11 protein-coding genes are annotated in these 15,915 nt (G+C 56.3%); 8 read left to right on the top strand and 3 right to left on the bottom strand.

Features of this window, described 5'->3' with window-relative positions; genetic code table 11:
• The first annotated feature begins 12 nt into the window (after nucleotides 1-12).
• Complete coding sequence (locus tag GJQ55_RS10015) at nucleotides 13-621, top strand: NADPH-dependent FMN reductase (RefSeq protein WP_228344823.1); 609 nt, start codon at nucleotides 13-15, stop codon at nucleotides 619-621.
• A 74-nt stretch (nucleotides 622-695) separates the two neighbouring features.
• Nucleotides 696-2,993 (top strand): ATP-dependent helicase, encoded by a 2,298-nt coding sequence (locus tag GJQ55_RS10010; RefSeq protein ID WP_228344822.1) that lies wholly within the window; start codon nucleotides 696-698, stop codon nucleotides 2,991-2,993.
• Nucleotides 2,994-3,072: 79 nt separating this feature from the next.
• On the opposite strand, the gene GJQ55_RS10005 is transcribed toward GJQ55_RS10010, so the two are convergent.
• Nucleotides 3,073-4,743: a 2-isopropylmalate synthase gene (locus GJQ55_RS10005; protein WP_228344821.1), complete on the bottom strand. Its 1,671-nt coding sequence runs from the start codon at nucleotides 4,741-4,743 to the stop codon at nucleotides 3,073-3,075.
• Between the two features lie 186 nt (nucleotides 4,744-4,929).
• Between GJQ55_RS10005 and GJQ55_RS10000 the strand changes: the two genes are divergently transcribed.
• The 3 genes from GJQ55_RS10000 (at nucleotide 4,930) to GJQ55_RS09990 (ending at nucleotide 7,514) form a co-directional block, all read left to right on the top strand.
• Nucleotides 4,930-5,406, top strand: a complete 477-nt coding sequence (locus GJQ55_RS10000) for an Lrp/AsnC family transcriptional regulator (protein ID WP_228344820.1) — start codon at nucleotides 4,930-4,932, stop codon at nucleotides 5,404-5,406.
• Between the two features lie 81 nt (nucleotides 5,407-5,487).
• Nucleotides 5,488-7,125 (top strand): sensor histidine kinase, encoded by a 1,638-nt coding sequence (locus GJQ55_RS09995; protein WP_228344819.1) that lies wholly within the window; start codon nucleotides 5,488-5,490, stop codon nucleotides 7,123-7,125.
• 32 nt (nucleotides 7,126-7,157) lie between these two features.
• Nucleotides 7,158-7,514 (top strand): translation initiation factor Sui1, encoded by a 357-nt coding sequence (locus GJQ55_RS09990; RefSeq protein WP_228344818.1) that lies wholly within the window; start codon nucleotides 7,158-7,160, stop codon nucleotides 7,512-7,514.
• A gap of 1 nt (nucleotide 7,515) precedes the next feature.
• Here the strand turns inward: GJQ55_RS09990 and GJQ55_RS09985 are convergent, their stop codons facing one another.
• Nucleotides 7,516-7,911 (bottom strand): acyl-CoA thioesterase, encoded by a 396-nt coding sequence (locus tag GJQ55_RS09985; protein ID WP_228344817.1) that lies wholly within the window; start codon nucleotides 7,909-7,911, stop codon nucleotides 7,516-7,518.
• A gap of 72 nt (nucleotides 7,912-7,983) precedes the next feature.
• Here GJQ55_RS09985 and tadA point away from each other — a divergent pair, with 72 nt between their 5' ends.
• Nucleotides 7,984-8,532 (top strand): tRNA adenosine(34) deaminase TadA, encoded by a 549-nt coding sequence (gene tadA / locus GJQ55_RS09980; protein WP_228344816.1) that lies wholly within the window; start codon nucleotides 7,984-7,986, stop codon nucleotides 8,530-8,532.
• A gap of 4 nt (nucleotides 8,533-8,536) precedes the next feature.
• On the opposite strand, the gene mltF is transcribed toward tadA, so the two are convergent.
• On the bottom strand, nucleotides 8,537-9,964 hold the full coding sequence (gene mltF, locus GJQ55_RS09975) for a membrane-bound lytic murein transglycosylase MltF (RefSeq protein ID WP_228344815.1): 1,428 nt from the start codon (nucleotides 9,962-9,964) through the stop codon (nucleotides 8,537-8,539).
• Between the two features lie 389 nt (nucleotides 9,965-10,353).
• Between mltF and purL the strand changes: the two genes are divergently transcribed.
• Together purL and gmtY are read left to right on the top strand one after the other, a co-directional pair.
• Nucleotides 10,354-14,259: a phosphoribosylformylglycinamidine synthase gene (gene purL / locus GJQ55_RS09970; RefSeq protein WP_228344814.1), complete on the top strand. Its 3,906-nt coding sequence runs from the start codon at nucleotides 10,354-10,356 to the stop codon at nucleotides 14,257-14,259.
• Nucleotides 14,260-14,447: 188 nt separating this feature from the next.
• A complete protein-coding gene (gene gmtY, locus GJQ55_RS09965) occupies nucleotides 14,448-15,914 on the top strand; it encodes a gamma-mobile-trio recombinase GmtY (RefSeq protein WP_228344813.1) in 1,467 nt (488 codons plus the stop codon).
• Nucleotide 15,915 lies beyond the last annotated feature (1 nt).

Raw genomic sequence — 15,915 nt, 5'->3', positions numbered from 1 at the left:
ACGGAATTTGGTATGAGCACTGATCTGAATATTTGCCTGGTGGTAGCCAGTCATCGGGCCAACGCCCAAAGTCTGCGTATTGCGCAGTATATGCGTGAACATTTTCTCGCCGGGCGTGGCAGCATTGTTGACCTGTACGATCTGAAATTACCGCTGTGGGATGGTGATCCGCTGCCGGCCGACAGCGATAAAGCCCGGCAAGTGGAATACGTTAAAAACAGCCTGCACGACGCCGATGCGCTGATCTTTATTATTCCCGAATGGCACGGCATGGCGCCGGCGGGCTTAAAAAATATGCTGCTCTGGTGCGGTGCCAGAGAACTGGCCCACAAGCCGGTCTTGCTGGTGGGCGTGTCTGCATCGGTAGGCGGTGCCTTTGCCATTGCCGACATCCGCAACAGTGGCTATAAAAATTCCCGCCTGCTGTATTTACCTGAGCATCTGATCCTGCGTGATGCCAACGATTTGTGGGTGGGGCAGGAGGGGCGCATGAGCGACACCTACCTGGCTAACCGCACCCGTTATGCGCTGGATGTATTGCACACCTATGCGGCGGCACTGAAACCGGTACGCGGCAAGTTGTGCGAAGGTCTGGTGGAATTCAGCAACGGTATGTCCTGAGTCTGTGTCTGTGCCTGAACCGCTGCCCGGGTATCTGGTAGAATCCTGTTTCTGACCGCTGCCCGGGTTTTATTTTGACCGTTTCCCACCACCACTCGCCCACATTAACTGCTGAACAGCAGCAAGTTATCGCCCATTCGTCCGGCCATGCCCGGGTCGTGGCGGTGGCGGGTGCCGGTAAAACCACCACGCTTACGCATTTTATTGCCGCCCGTCTGCAGCAGGGCGTCAGCCCGCGGCGCATGCTGGTTCTGATGTATAACCGCAGTGCGCGGGAAGATTTTGAGCGTAAATTACAGCATTTATTGCCGCAGCAACCCTTACCGGAAGTACGCACCTTTCACTCATTGGGCTTACGGATTTATCAGCGCCTGATCGCCCAGGGTGTATTACCTCCGTTTCAGGGTAAACCGCTCAGTGACGGTGAAATGGAACCGGTGGTGTGGCGCATGCTGCAGCAGCTGGCTGATGATGATACCCGCCAGGATATTCTGTCGCAGCGCAAAAAATGGGTGGAGCCGGCGCTGGGTTTTATTGATCTGGTGAAATCCGGCTTACAGACGCCGGCCGAGGTGTTCGAGCAACTGGAATTACCGCCGCAATGCCAAATGTTTGTGGAATTATTTGACCAGTTCGAAGACTGGCGCCGCCAGCAGCGCCGTATTACCTACGCCGATATGCTCTACGACCCGGTGATGGCCTTTGTGTACCAGCCGGAAATAGCCGCGCAATTCGGCGGCCATATGCAATGGATTCTGGTCGACGAATATCAGGACATTAATGCGATTCAGCAGAAACTGTTGGAGATTCTGTACGGCGGGCGCGGCTCAGTGATGGTCATCGGTGACCCGGATCAGACCATTTATGAATTCCGTGGCTCCAAGCCGGAATTTATTGTGCATGGGTTTGACCAGCAAATGCAGCAGGTATCGCGTTACCAGTTACCGCATACCTTCCGTTACGGGCATCAGCTGGCACTGCTGGCCAATCACCTGATTTCCCACAACAGCGAGCGGGAGCCGGTGTTGTGTTTGTCACATCCATCCACTCCGGCCACGCGCATTAAACTGCATTATGCGCGCTATGAACCGGCGCTGATTCTGACCTTAATCCGCAGCGAATCCGAGCAGCGGCCGCTGGATCAGATTGCCGTCATTAATCGTTTGTGGGCTCTGTGCGCACCAGTGGAACTGGGGTTATTACAGGCCGGTATTCCATACCAGTTGCATAATTCGCAGTCGGTGCTGGATCGCTGGGAATTACAGATTTTCTGGTTATTGCTGGAAATCGCCGCCGGCCGCTTCGCTCAGCGCAGCGACAAAGAACGTGAAGCGGCCTGGCTGCAGATTCTGACCACGCCCTACCCGAAAATTAAACGCCAGCAGCTGGAACAGATGGCGCGGCAACTGGCCCCGGTTAGCGAAAATTTTGGCGAAGCCTTAGCGCAGGCGCTGCCCGATTCCATCAGTAAATGGCAGGCCAAAACCCTGCAGGCGCGCGCCGAAGTGCTGGCCGATGCCGAACATATTGAGCAACCGGCACACCGCTTACTGCAGAATTATATTGCCCGTTCTGAACTGGAAGACGGTATTGCCGACAGTGCCTTTTCGGCCCAGCAGATTGAAGACCGCCTGCAAACCATTCAGGCTTTTGTGCGCTTTATGCGCGAAACCGGGGTCAGCAGCCACGCGGCCTATGATTACCTGCAACAATTAAAAGCCCAGCGCCTGCAGCAAAGCCGCGAGCAGGGTGGGGTGCATTTAACCTCCATTCATAAAAGCAAAGGGCTGGAGTGGCCGGTGGTGATTATTCCCGGTCTTAATGCGCATTATTACCCGTACACGCCGGACGGTGAATTTACCACGCCGGCCAGTGAAGAAAGTGAGCGGCGCTTGCTGTATGTGGCCATGACCCGCGCCCGTGAGCAGTTGCATTTAGTTGCACCGGATACCACCCAGGCCGATAAAAAAGCTGCCGCCGGGCGTGAATTTCCCAGCCGCTTTCAGCGCGAATTACAGGCGCCACACAGTATCCGTATTGGCGAGGCGCTCAGCCGTGGTGCCGCCACCGTGGCACTGAATCCTCTGGCGGGCCCGCTGGCGCCCTGGCTGGATGATTATTTTGAACGCACCGGGTTAACCCTGCAGTTAACCCTGGAAGACCTTCCGCCACCGCCCAAGCCGCCGGCGGATACGGTGATTGTGCGCAAATATGCCGCTACCGAGCCATTGCGTTTTATTGAGCACCAGAGCCTGGGGCGCGGGGCGGTGGTGTATGAAGATGAGCGCTATTTAAAAGTACGTTTTGCTGGTGAGCGCGAAGCACGGACGCTGGATAAACGCACCGCCGCAGCTTTTATTCAGGATGTCTGAACACCATAAAAAAACGCCGGCAACGGTGCAGCTGCCGGCGTTTTTTCAGGTTTTTTCCAGACGTTTATTCAGCGCCTGTTCAGGCCACCTGAAGATTATGCTGCAGAGCTTTATTCACGGTATTCAGAATGGCGTTCAGGCTGGCCGATAAGGTATCACCATCCTGGGCTGCCGCGGTAAAGCGCTGACCGCGGATGCTGGCCTGTACAAAAGCCATGGCCACCGCATCGGAACCGGCTTCCACCGCCTGTTCGTCAAACTGCACCACCTGAATATCCATACCCATCGCTTTGTGCATGGCATCGGCAAAGGCGCTGATGGCACCGCTGCCCTGACCGTGAATTAAGGTCACCTGATTACCATCGTGCAGGGCGGCCTGTAAGTGGTAATGGTTGCCCTGTTTGTCCACCTGATAGCTGGCTAATGAATAGCGCCCATCGTTGTGCATAAATTCGCGGCGGAATACGCCGACGATATCCGCCGGGGTTAATTCACCTGCGCGGATTTCGGTTTCGCGCTGAATCGGCTGGGCTAATTCGATCTGCATCCAGCGCGGTAAGGTCACGCCCAATTCCTGCTCCAGCAAATAACTGGCGCCGCCTTTACCCGACTGGCTGTTGACGCGGATCACCGACTGGTAATTACGGCCGAGGTCCTGTGGGTCGATGGGTAAGTAAGCCACATCCCAGGGTTCATCGGCAGCTTGTACCGCCAGACATTTGCGGATAGCGTCCTGATGGCTGCCGGAAAACGCGGTGTACACCAGCTCGCCCACCCACGGATGACGCGGATGCGTTTTGATATTGGTGCAGGCCTCAACCGTGGCAATGATGTCGTCGGCGATGCTGATGTCGAGCATCGGGTCGATGCCCTGGCTGTACATATTCATCGCCATAGTAACGATGTCCATATTGCCGGTGCGCTCACCATTGCCGAGCAAGGTGCCTTCAATGCGGTCGGCACCGGCCAGCAAGGCGAGTTCGGCCGCCGCCACGCCACAGCCACGGTCGTTGTGGGTATGAATGCTGATAATCAGGCTGTCGCGCTGGTTCACATGGTCGCAGAACCATTCCACCTGATCGGCGAATACGTTGGGCATGGCGCTTTCAACGGTAGCCGGTAAATTGATAATGGCTTTGCGTTGTGGGGTTGGTTGCCATACGCCGATCACGGCGTTGCACACATCAACCGCGTATTCCACTTCGGTGGTTGAAAAGCTTTCCGGTGAGTACTGGAATACCCAGTCGGTCTGCGGGTATTTCGCCGCTTCGCTCTGCACTTTCATCGCGCCTTTGCGGGCGATTTCAATAATGCCTTCCTTGCTCTGGTTAAAGACCTTATTGCGCTGCACTGGCGAGGTGGAGTTGTACACATGCACCACGGCTTTGTGCACGCCTTCCAGCGCCTGATACGTGCGCTCAATGAGTTCGTCGCGCGCCTGCACCAACACCTGAATGGTCACATCGGCCGGAATCTGGTTGTGTTCGATCAGCCAGCGTACGAAGTCGTAATCCGGTTGCGAGGCGGCCGGGAAACCCACTTCAATTTCTTTGAAGCCCATCTTCACCAGCAAAGCCCACATACGCTGTTTCTGGCTGACGTTCATGGGTTCCATTAACGCCTGATTACCATCGCGCAGATCCACCGAACACCACAGCGGTGCCGCGCTCAGGGTCTGGTCAGGCCAGCGGCGGTCGGTTTTACGGATAACCGGAAACGGGCGGTATTTGCGGTGATCAAAGCGGTTCATGGTGGTTCCTCTTACGGATGTCACGGTGTTAACAGATGAAGCACAGTATAAGGCGCGGCTGGCAGCAGGTGTTTGCAAAGTTGCTGTTGTTTTGCCTTAATTGCGCAATATAAATCCATTATTTGTTTAATGTTGGCAATTAATAATCTTTACTGCTGATCTTTCAGCAACCCTTGTGAGGTGTATATGTCGATGGCGCTGCCGCTGGACCGTACTGACCGTAAAATTCTGGCGCTGCTGCAGCAGGATGGCAGCCTCAGCAACCTGGAGCTGGCTGAGCAGGTGGGCTTGTCGCCATCGCCCTGTTCACGGCGGGTGAAGGCACTGGAAGACAGCGGTCTGATTGTCGGTTACCGGGCGCTTCTGGATGCCCGTAAGCTGGGGCTGGACTTACTGGCGCTGGTGAATATCAGCATGGACCGGCACACCCCCGAGCGCTTTGATAACTTTGAGGCGCGGGTCAGCGCCTGCCCGGAAGTGCTGGAATGCTACCTGATCACCGGCCAGAGCGCCGACTATGTGCTGAAGGTGATTGTGCGTGATATGCAGCATTATCAGGAGTTTCTGCTGGGTACGCTTACCCGTATTGAAGGCGTCAGCGGGGTGCATTCCAGTTTTGTGATGCGCAAGGTGCTGGACCGCACGGCTTTGCCGCTGGGCTGAATGGTACCCGGCGGGGCGGGGTATCCTCCGCTATACTGCCTGCTGACGGGCTGTAATGGCGCAACGAACAACGGGGTGATTGTGCAGCAGCGACTGAATTCCATCGAAAGTAAGCTGACCTTCCATGTGCTGAGCCTCACCATTTTATTTGGTCTGGTGTTCAGCGGGTTACAGATTGGTGTTGATTATTACAACGAAAAACAACGCTTTCTGACCGAAACCCATGATTTGCTTAACCGTCAGCAAGGGCCGGCGGCACTGGCGCTGTACAACTACGATAATGCCGCGCTGGAATCCATTCTCGACAGCCTGTTATTGAATGTGGCGGCCGTGGCCAGCCGGGTGGAAGAAACCAACAGCGGCTATGTGCGCCATGCCGGTTTCAGTCCGGCGTTGCTGCAGGATGAGCAGCAGGCGATGTATTTCCGGCGTCACAGTATCCCGCTGCTGGAGCCGGGTACCTACAGCGACACTCCGCGCCGCATCGGTACCCTGTATTTATGGTCAGATGACCGTCTCAGCCGGCCCGGTTTCAACCGCCGGGCTGCCGTTACCTTATTGCTGGATGTATTGCGCTACAGCGTACTGGCGCTGGTGCTGGCCTTATTGTTGCGGGCCAGGATTACCACACCGGTACGGCGGCTGATGCGCTTATTGGTCAATCTGGATCCGCGCTCGGCCGAACGCCTGCCCAAGGTGGATCAGCGCTTGCGCGGCACGGAACTGGATGAACTGGTCAGCAAAATGAATGCCCTGCTGCGGCAAATGCAGCAGGAAGTGCAGCAGCGCCAGGAAGCTGAAGGCCGTGTGCGCTTTATGAATGAACAGCTGGAAGAAAAAGTCCGCGCCCGTACCCATCAGCTGCAGCACAGCCTGGATGAGTTACGCTGCACGCAGGACCTGCTGCTGCAGGCCCAGCGCATGGCCTCTTTAGGGCATCTGGCAGCCGGCATTGCCCATGAAATCAATAACCCGATTGCGGTGGTGTACAGCAATATCGCTACCCTCGGAGAGTACCTGGCCGAGTTATTACAGCTCACCGATGAATACGAACTGGCCGAGCGTCTGATTGCGGATGAGCAGTTACTGGAATCGCTGTTTCGTTTGCGTAACAGCATCGATCTCGATTATGTCCGCAGTGATGCGCCGGAGCTGGTGCGCAATACCCGCCAAAGCCTCGACCGGGTACGCAATATTGTGCGCGAACTGCGTACCTTTGCGGACAGCGACCAGCAACCCAAAGAGCGGGTGCCGGTGGCTCTGTTGGTGCAGGAGGCGGTGCAGGAACTGGATTTACAGCAGGATAAACGCTTCCGGCTGGTGTCATTGCTGGATGGCCTGCCCGAGCTGGAATGTGTGGGCACCCAGGTGCGGCTGGTATTCCGCCATATTCTGGATAACGCCCGCGATGCCATGCCCGATGGAGGCACCATCGAAATTGCCGGTGAGCATGAGGCCGGCTGGCTGGCGGTGATGATCAAAGACAATGGTGTGGGCATGAATGCCGCCGATTTAAGCTGCGCCGTTAACCCGTTTTTTACCCGTAAAGAAATCGGTAAAGGCACTGGTCTGGGCCTGACCGTGGCTTACAACATTATGCAGCATCATGGCGGCGACCTGCTGATCGACAGCACGCCGGGCAAGGGGACCGTGGTGACGCTGCGTTTTCCTTGTGCGGATACGGGGTTAACAGTTGCCGCCAGGGAACGATTGGTTTAGTTTGCGCGCCGTTATCGAGTACGGAATCTGCTATGAGCAAAAAGTCCTCCGGCGGCCTGGTGTATTCCACCGAATTTGGCCGCGCTTGCCCCGACTGTCGTCAGCCGCAGGATCAGTGCACCTGTAAGCAGCCTGAGCGCCCGCTGGGCGATGGCATTGTGCGGGTCAGCCGTGACAGCAAAGGCCGTGGCGGCAAAGTGGTGACGCTGGTCACCGGTGTGCCGCTGGCCGATGCCGAACTGAAAGATCTGGCCAAGGCGCTGAAACAGCGCTGCGGGGTGGGTGGGGCACTGAAAGACGGTGTGATTGAAATTCAGGGCGACCAGCGTGAATTGCTGGTCGCCGAACTGAGTAAACGGGGTTTTACCGTGAAAAAAGCCGGCGGCTGAATTACGCCGTTACCAGATGCTGCTGCAGTTGCTGGCGGATGGGTTCCGGAATGGTTTTTGACTGTTTGGCTTTCAGGTCAAAATGCACCATCACTGCCGTTCCTTTGGCCGCTAGTTTGCCATCCTGCCAGGCTTCGTGGTGCAGGGTCATCGAACTGTTGCCGATTTTGCTCATCACGGTGCGGATTTCCACTTCGCGGCCGTAAAACAGTTCACCGATAAAATCGACTTCAATGCGGGCCAGAATCAGCTGCCAGTTTTGGATATCCAGATCCGGGCTGAACAGGCGGAATAACGGCTCCCGCGCTTCTTCAAACCAGCGCGGCAGGCTGGCGTTGTTGATGTGACCGAGGGCATCGGTATCGGAAAAACGTGGGTTAAGATGCAAAGTCCACATAACGGGTTCCTGCTATGAATAGTATCCGGATTGTACCGCTACTCCCCGGTACGGCTATAAGGCATGAGTATAATGACCAGCTCTGTTAATTCTGCGGCACCGGCCGATTTACTTGGCCAGCCAGTAAGCACGGATAACGAGGCCATGCAGCTGGCGCTGCAGCTGGCCCGGCGCGCGTTTGACGCCGGTGAAGTGCCGGTTGGGGCGCTGGTGGTGCAGGCTGGTAAAGTGATTGGGCAGGGCTATAACCAGCCGATTACCACCCTCGACCCCAGTGCCCACGCCGAAATGGTGGCGGTACGGCAAGCGGCCGCGACGGTGGGTAATTATCGCCTCAGCGGCGCCACGCTCTATGTAACGGTGGAACCCTGCACCATGTGTACCGGGTTGCTGATTCACAGCCGCATCAGCCGGCTGGTGTTTGGTGCCACCGAACCCAAAGCCGGGGCGGTGGTGAGTGCGTTACAGTTGCCGCAGCAGTCGTTTTATAACCACGTATTGCAGGCAGACGGTGGGGTCATGGCGGAGGAATGCGCGGCATTGATGTCGGAGTTTTTTGCTCTGCGCCGGGCGGCGCAAAAACGTCTGAAAGCACAGGCGGCAACCAAAGCCGCGGAATAACCGCTCAGAGCAGTGGTGGTACTACGGTAATGGCAGAGGATGCCAGCAGTTCTTCACCTTTCAGTGGCTGGGTTTGTTCATCATTCCATACCAGCACATCGTAATAACGACGGATATTCTGCACATAATCCACCGGCTCCTGACCGCGGGCGTAGCCGTGGCGGGTATGGCGGTAATAGCGTTTCTGGCTCAGCAGCGGCAGGGCTTCTTTCACATCCAGCCATAAATCCGGGTTGCCGCCCATCTGTGCGGTAATTTTGCGGGCATCGGTTAAGTGACCAAAGCCGACGTTATAGGCGGCCAGCGCCAGCCAGGTGCGGTCTGGTTCCGGCACATCGCTGAGGCGGTCACGCAGGCGCGATAAATACAGGCTGCCACCATGAATGCTCTGCACCGGGTCGAGGCGATTTTTAACGCCCAGCTCTTTGGCGGTATTCAGCGTCAGCATCATTAAGCCGCGTACACCGGTAAAGCTGCGTGCCCGTGGGTTCCAGTGGCTTTCCTGGTAGCCCATGGCGGCCAGCAGGCGCCAGTCAAAACCGTGTTCACCGGCGGCATCGACAAAATGTGGGCGGTAGGTATCCAGTTTCTGGTCGGCCTGACGCAGAAAACGGCGGGCGCCAACGTAATCCAGTTTATCCAGATGGCCGTAATAACGTTCGGCCAGATTGGCCAGCAACGGCTGGGGTTTGATATGGGCAAAAAAGTCATTGGCCGCCTGATGCAGGCTGTCGTCGCGGCTCCAGCCGAAGGCCCAGGCAATATCGCGCTGGTCGGCGGCATTAAAAGCAATATCCAGCGTCGGATAGTAAGCCTGCAGCATGCGGTATTCATTGGAATCGACCAGGGTGAAATCCAGGCTACCCTGCGCCACCATTTGCAGCAGATCGGCCACTTCCAGTTCCGGGCTTTCGCTCCAGCTCAGTTCCGGCACGTTGCTGGCCTGCCAGTCGTGCAGACGCTCGGAATGGCTGGAGGCTGCGGTTACCATCAGGCGGCCCTGCAGCAGATCGGCCGGAGTGGCTGGCTTCAGGCCGCCACGGCGGTAGATCACATATTCTGATATTTGCTGATAGGGTTCGGCAAAGCGGACCAGACGCTCACGCTGTGGGGTGCGGGTCAGGCTGGCGGCGGCAAAAACCCCCGGCTGAGTATCGATAAGGCGGAAAATATCACTGAGGCTGTCAGCCACTACTACCCGCAGCTGTACGCCCAGATGATCGGCAAACGCCTGTGCCAGTTCCAGCTCATAACCGGTAGGGCCGCTGCGGTCTTCATAAAAGGTGGTGGGGCTGTTGCGGGTCACCATGGTGATCTCGCCCTGCATGCGCACCACTTCCAGCTGGGTCGGGCGTACGCTGCCGGTCAGAACTGACAGACAGAACAGAGCGATCAACGCTTTGCTGGCGAGCCGGAGTGGATTCAGTGACATTCAGGTTCTCTATTTTTGCACCAAAATAGTGCATAAATGTGAAGTTGGTGCCATTCTATCCTGCAGATTGCTTAAAAAACAACCTGAGTGGGGCGGGTTTTTTGTCATCGTAGTGTTGTTTTTTTGTTATGTGTTTCTCTTAACTACTTGAATTTATTAGTAATTTTTACCATTTCGGCAGTTACAAACACGAACCCCTGCGGCTGACAACAGTCTGTTTATTATTTTGCAACAGCGTTCACAGATTGTTCTTTGCCCGAACGCAGTGAGCAAACCCCGGGTGCTGCCGGTTCAGACGCCGGCAGAGCCATGCTCATCTGGTACGGACAGCCCCTATCCGGTATCATCCGGCATCATTTTTTTACCCTGCTCCCTGGAGTTATCCCGCAATGCTCGAGCTGCGTGGCGCACCGGCGCTGTCTACCTTCCGTCAGACCAAAATCCTGAACAAACTGCAGCAGGTACTGCCGCAGGTGAGCGGTGTCTATGCCGAATTTATGCACTTTGCCGAGCTGACCGCCGAACTGGCCGGTAACGAGCGGCAGGTGCTGGAACGCATTCTGCGCTACGGCCCGAAGGTGGACGTGCAGGAGCCGGCGGGTGAACTGTTCCTGGTAATTCCGCGCTTCGGCACCATTTCGCCCTGGTCATCCAAAGCCACCGACATTGCCCACAACTGCGGCCTGCGCAGTGTGAAGCGTCTGGAGCGCGGCATTGCTTACTATGTGCAGGGCACCAGCGCCGCCGACCGTGCTGCCGCCGCTGCGGTACTGCACGACCGTATGGTGGAAACCGTGCTGGAAAACAGCGCCGCCGCTGCGGGTCTGTTCTCCCACGCCGAACCGGCGCCGCTGAGTATCGTGGATATTCTGGCCGGTGGCCGTGATGCGCTGGTAGCTGCCGACAAAGCACTGGGTCTGGCCCTGGCCGACGACGAAGTCGATTACCTGGTCACCAACTACCAGGCGCTGGGCCGTAACCCGACCGACGTGGAGCTGATGATGTTCGCCCAGGCGAACTCCGAGCACTGCCGCCACAAGATTTTCAACGCCAGCTGGACCATCGACGGTGAAGAACAGGACAAGTCCCTGTTCCAGATGATCAAGAACACCTACCAGTGCTACAACGACAACATTCTGTCGGCTTATAAAGACAACGCGTCTGTGATCGTTGGCCACAAAGCCGGTCGTTTCTTCCCGAATCCGGATGGCCGCGACTATGCCTACCATCAGGAAGACATGCACATCCTGATGAAGGTCGAAACCCACAACCACCCGACCGCCATTGCCCCGCACTCCGGTGCGGCGACCGGTTCCGGCGGCGAAATCCGTGACGAAGGCGCCACCGGTCGTGGTTCCAAGCCAAAAGCCGGCTTAACCGGTTTCACCGTATCCGACCTGAACATCCCGGGCTTCGAACAGCCGTGGGAAAGCCAGTACGGTAAGCCTGACCGCATCGTGTCGGCGTTCGATATCATGATCGACGGCCCACTGGGTGGCGCTGCCTTTAATAATGAATTTGGCCGTCCGAACCTGTGCGGTTACTTCCGTACCTTCGAACTGGAACACAACGGCGAAGTACGCGGTTACCACAAGCCGATCATGATTGCTGGTGGTTACGGCAACATCCGTGGCGAGCACGTACAGAAAGGTGAAATTCCGGTCGGTGCCTGCCTGATCGTTCTGGGTGGCCCGGCCATGCAGATCGGTCTGGGCGGCGGCGCGGCGTCGTCTATGGCGTCTGGCCAGTCCAATGCCGATCTGGATTTCGCTTCCGTACAGCGCGAAAACCCGGAAATGGAACGTCGTTGTCAGGAAGTGATCGACCGCTGCTGGCAGCTGGGCGATAAAAACCCGATCGCCTTTATTCACGACGTCGGCGCGGGCGGTATTTCCAACGCCTTCCCGGAACTGGTGAATGACGGCGGCCGTGGCGGCAAATTCGAACTGCGTAACGTACCGAACGACGAGCCGGGTATGAGCCCGCTGGCCATCTGGTCGAACGAATCTCAGGAGCGTTACGTACTGGCGGTGGCTCAGGAAGATCTGGCGAAATTCGACGCCATCTGTGCCCGCGAACGCGCTCCTTACGCGGTGGTGGGTTATGCCACCGAAGAACCGCATTTAACCGTTACCGACAGCCACTTTGGCAACAAGCCGGTGGATCTGCCTTTGCAGGTTCTGCTGGGCAAGCCGCCGCGCATGCACCGTGATGTGAAATCTCGCTCCGTCGCGGTAGAAGCCTTCGACGGCAGCGATGTGGATCTGGCCGACGCCGCCAAGCGCGTACTGAGCTTGCCCACCGTGGCCAGCAAATCCTTCCTGATCACCATTGGTGACCGTTCCATTACCGGTACTGTGGCGCGTGATCAGTTCGTTGGCCCCTGGCAGGTGCCGGTGGCTGATGTTGCTGTAACCACCTCGTCTTATGACACCTACGCCGGCGAAGCCATGGCCATGGGTGAGCGTACCCCGGTGGCTCTGCTGGATGGCCCGGCGTCTGGTCGTCTGGCGGTGGCGGAAGCCATCACCAACCTGGCGGCTGCTCCGATTGAAAAACTGGCCGACATCAAACTGTCGGCCAACTGGATGTGCGCCGCCGGTCACGAAGGCGAAGACGCCATTCTGTACAACACCGTAAAAGCCGTGGGTATGGAGCTGTGCCCGGAGCTGCAGGTGACTATTCCGGTGGGCAAAGACTCTATGTCGATGAAAACCCGCTGGAACGATAATGGTCAGGACAAAGCCGTTACCGCGCCAACCTCGCTGATCATCACCGGCTTTGCACCAACCTCCGACGCACGCAAAGTGCTGACTCCGCAGCTGAAATTAAGCCAGGGCGGGGTTGCGTTAGAGAGTGATTTAATCGTGGTTGACCTCGGCCGTGGTCAGAACCGTCTGGGTGCTTCCTGTTTTGCGCAGGTATACGGCAAAGTGGGCGCTGTGCCGGCTGATCTCGATGACGCCGAAGACCTGAAAGCCTTCTTCGCTGTGGTACAGGGTCTGAACGCCGATGGCAAACTGCTGGCCTACCACGACCGTGCCGACGGTGGCCTGTTCGCCACCATCACCGAAATGGCCTTCGCCGGTCACTGCGGTGCCGACATCGCCATGGACATGCTGGCCGACGACGAAGCCGGTTTAGCCGCTGCACTGTTCGCCGAAGAAATCGGTGCTGTGCTGCAGGTTCGCCGTGACGACGTAGAAGAAGTATTGGCGCAGTTCGAAGCCGCTGGCCTGGGTGATTGCACCGCCGTGATTGGTTCGCCGAACGACGACGACCAGATTACCTTCAGCTTCCGCGACGAAGAATTCCTCAGCGAATCCCGCGTCACCTGGCAGCGTACCTGGGCGCAAACCAGCTACGAAATGCAGGCCCGCCGTGACAACGCCGACTGCGCCAAGCAGGAATTCGACGCGCTGCTGGACGCCGAAGACCCGGGCATTCACGCTGAGCTGACCTTCGACATTAACGAAGACATCACCGCAGGCTTAACTGCCCGTCCGCGTATCGCGATTCTGCGTGAGCAGGGTGTGAACGGTCAGATCGAAATGGCTGCCGCCTTCGACCGCGCTGGTTTCACCACCATCGACGTACACATGAGCGACATTCTGTCGGGCGCCGTCACACTGGACGGCTTCCGTGGCTTAGTGGCCTGCGGCGGTTTCTCGTACGGCGACGTACTGGGTGCCGGTGAGGGCTGGGCGAAATCCATTCTGTTCAATGAACAGGCGCGTAGCCAGTTTGAAGCCTTCTTTAAACGCGAAGACACCTTTGCGCTGGGCGTGTGTAACGGTTGCCAGATGCTGTCCAACCTGCACGAACTGATTCCGGGTGCCGAACACTGGCCGCACTTTGTACGCAACATGAGCGAACAGTTCGAAGCCCGTGTCGCCATGGTCGAAGTACAGGAATCCGATTCCCTGTTCTTCGCCGGTATGGCCGGTTCGCGCATGCCGATTGCCATCGCCCACGGTGAAGGCCGCGCCGAATTTGCTTCCGAAGACGACATTGCCGAACTGTCCGCCGGCCAGATCGCGCTGCGCTTTGTGAACAACTACGGTGATGTGACCGAGCAGTACCCGTTCAACCCGAACGGCTCACCGCAAGGCATCACCGGCCTGACCGCTAACGACGGTCGCGTCACCATTATGATGCCGCACCCGGAGCGCGTATTCCGTGCGATCCAGAACTCCTACATTCCGGCTGATTCTGAAGGTAAGAGCTGGGATGAAGACGGTGCCTGGATGCGGATGTTCCGGAATGCCAGGGTTTGGTGTGAGGAAAACTGCTGAAAACTAACGAGTTAACGTTTTCAGACGGTACTCACCGATCTGATTGACACAGAAAAGGCCGCTTATGTTCTATATAGTACATAAAACTGTGTAATTCTGATAATAACCTCCTGTAAAGGGGGTTATTTTTTGCTTGAAATTCAGGTGTACATATAGTGTAATTCGTGTAATATATGTAAGGAGTCGAGATGATAGCGACGAAAGTTACTGCAAAAATAGTCGAGGACAGTAGTGGCATCGCCACAGAAATACCTGTCATTTTGACTGATGAAGGCGTGCTGGAATCAGTAGCCGACTATGTGCTGAGTTTGCATGTGAACGGTACTTCTCAATCGACTATTTCCAAGCACATTCAATCTATTATCTTGCTGATCGAATTCATGGACGCTAACAAGTCCATGTTCAACGATCCCGAAGACTTATTCAGAGTGTTCGTCCGTCGATTGTATAGCGGAACAGTTGGCGATGATGGACTTGATCCGTCAGGTCTGTACTGGATTCCAGCAACGACAGACACCGTTTCCCGACATATATCGCATCTCACTAGCTTCACTCAGTGGATGAGTGATCAGGGACTGGGCAAAGAGCTTAACACGCTCAGATCTGCCACCAAACATGAAGAGCGCATTCAGTATGCTGCGTGGTTCCGCCGAAATCGAAATGACTTCTTGGGACACATCAAAGACAAGTCGTTCAACACCACGGTCAAAAGGGCGCGCTCTATCAAAGGAAGAACGCCCCTCGCCAAGACGGAAGATGATGCTATCGCCTTTCCAGCAAAGCATTTCGAGAACTTTTACCTGAATGGTGTCGGTGGCGCTAGCGATCCTCGTGTGGCTCTGCGTGACAAGCTTATCCTGTTACTGATGCAAGGCGCTGGATTCAGGGCCAGTGAGGCTCTGTTGCTGTGGGTGACGGACGTTTTTGAAGACCCAAATGACAATGATGCGGTGATTGTCCGAATCTACAACGAGATCGATGGTAAGGCTCCTGATAATTGGAAGTCACGCAAAGGTGTAAATAAGCGCAAAGCCTATCTACAGGAAAAATACGGAAGAATCCCACGACAAGAGATGCTAGGCACTCAGAGCCTTGGGTGGAAGTCGAGAGTGGTAGACCACAAGGATAGTTACCTAGAAGGTTACTTTTTCCCTAACGAATACCGCTATGTGTTCATGAAACTGTGGCGTGAATATCTGGTTAACCGAGCCGCTGTACCCTGCAATCACCCGTATGCATTTATCAGCTTCGACCCGCGCCACTTAGGCAATCCTTACACCCAAAATGCCTTTAACCAGAACTATGCTGCGGGGCTGAGACGAATCGGCTTAGCGCCGAACAAAGCAGAAGGTCTTGACCCTCACGGACACCGACATCGCTATGGACGCGTGCTTACCGAGGCTGGAGTTGATCCGCTCATTCGCAAAAAGTGCCTGCATCATAAAAGTCTTGAGTCTCAGACGGTCTATACGATGCCGTCCAGTCAACAAGTTTCTAACTCCCTTTCCAATGCTTCTGAGCAGCTCAAGCTGGAATCGGACAAGCCAAAACTGGGCAGCTCATTCGACTGGAAAACACTGGCAGAACACGGTTTTGAAGATATAGATCCCGATGGGTATTTCACGGGCAAGAATCCACGACTAGGGAAGAAATAAC

Origin of the sequence: Venatoribacter cucullus (assembly GCF_016132445.1) — a bacterium.
In the GTDB taxonomy this organism is placed as follows: Bacteria; Pseudomonadota; Gammaproteobacteria; order Pseudomonadales; family Oceanobacteraceae; genus Venatoribacter; species Venatoribacter cucullus.
This window is presented reverse-complemented; position numbering and strand designations above follow the sequence as displayed.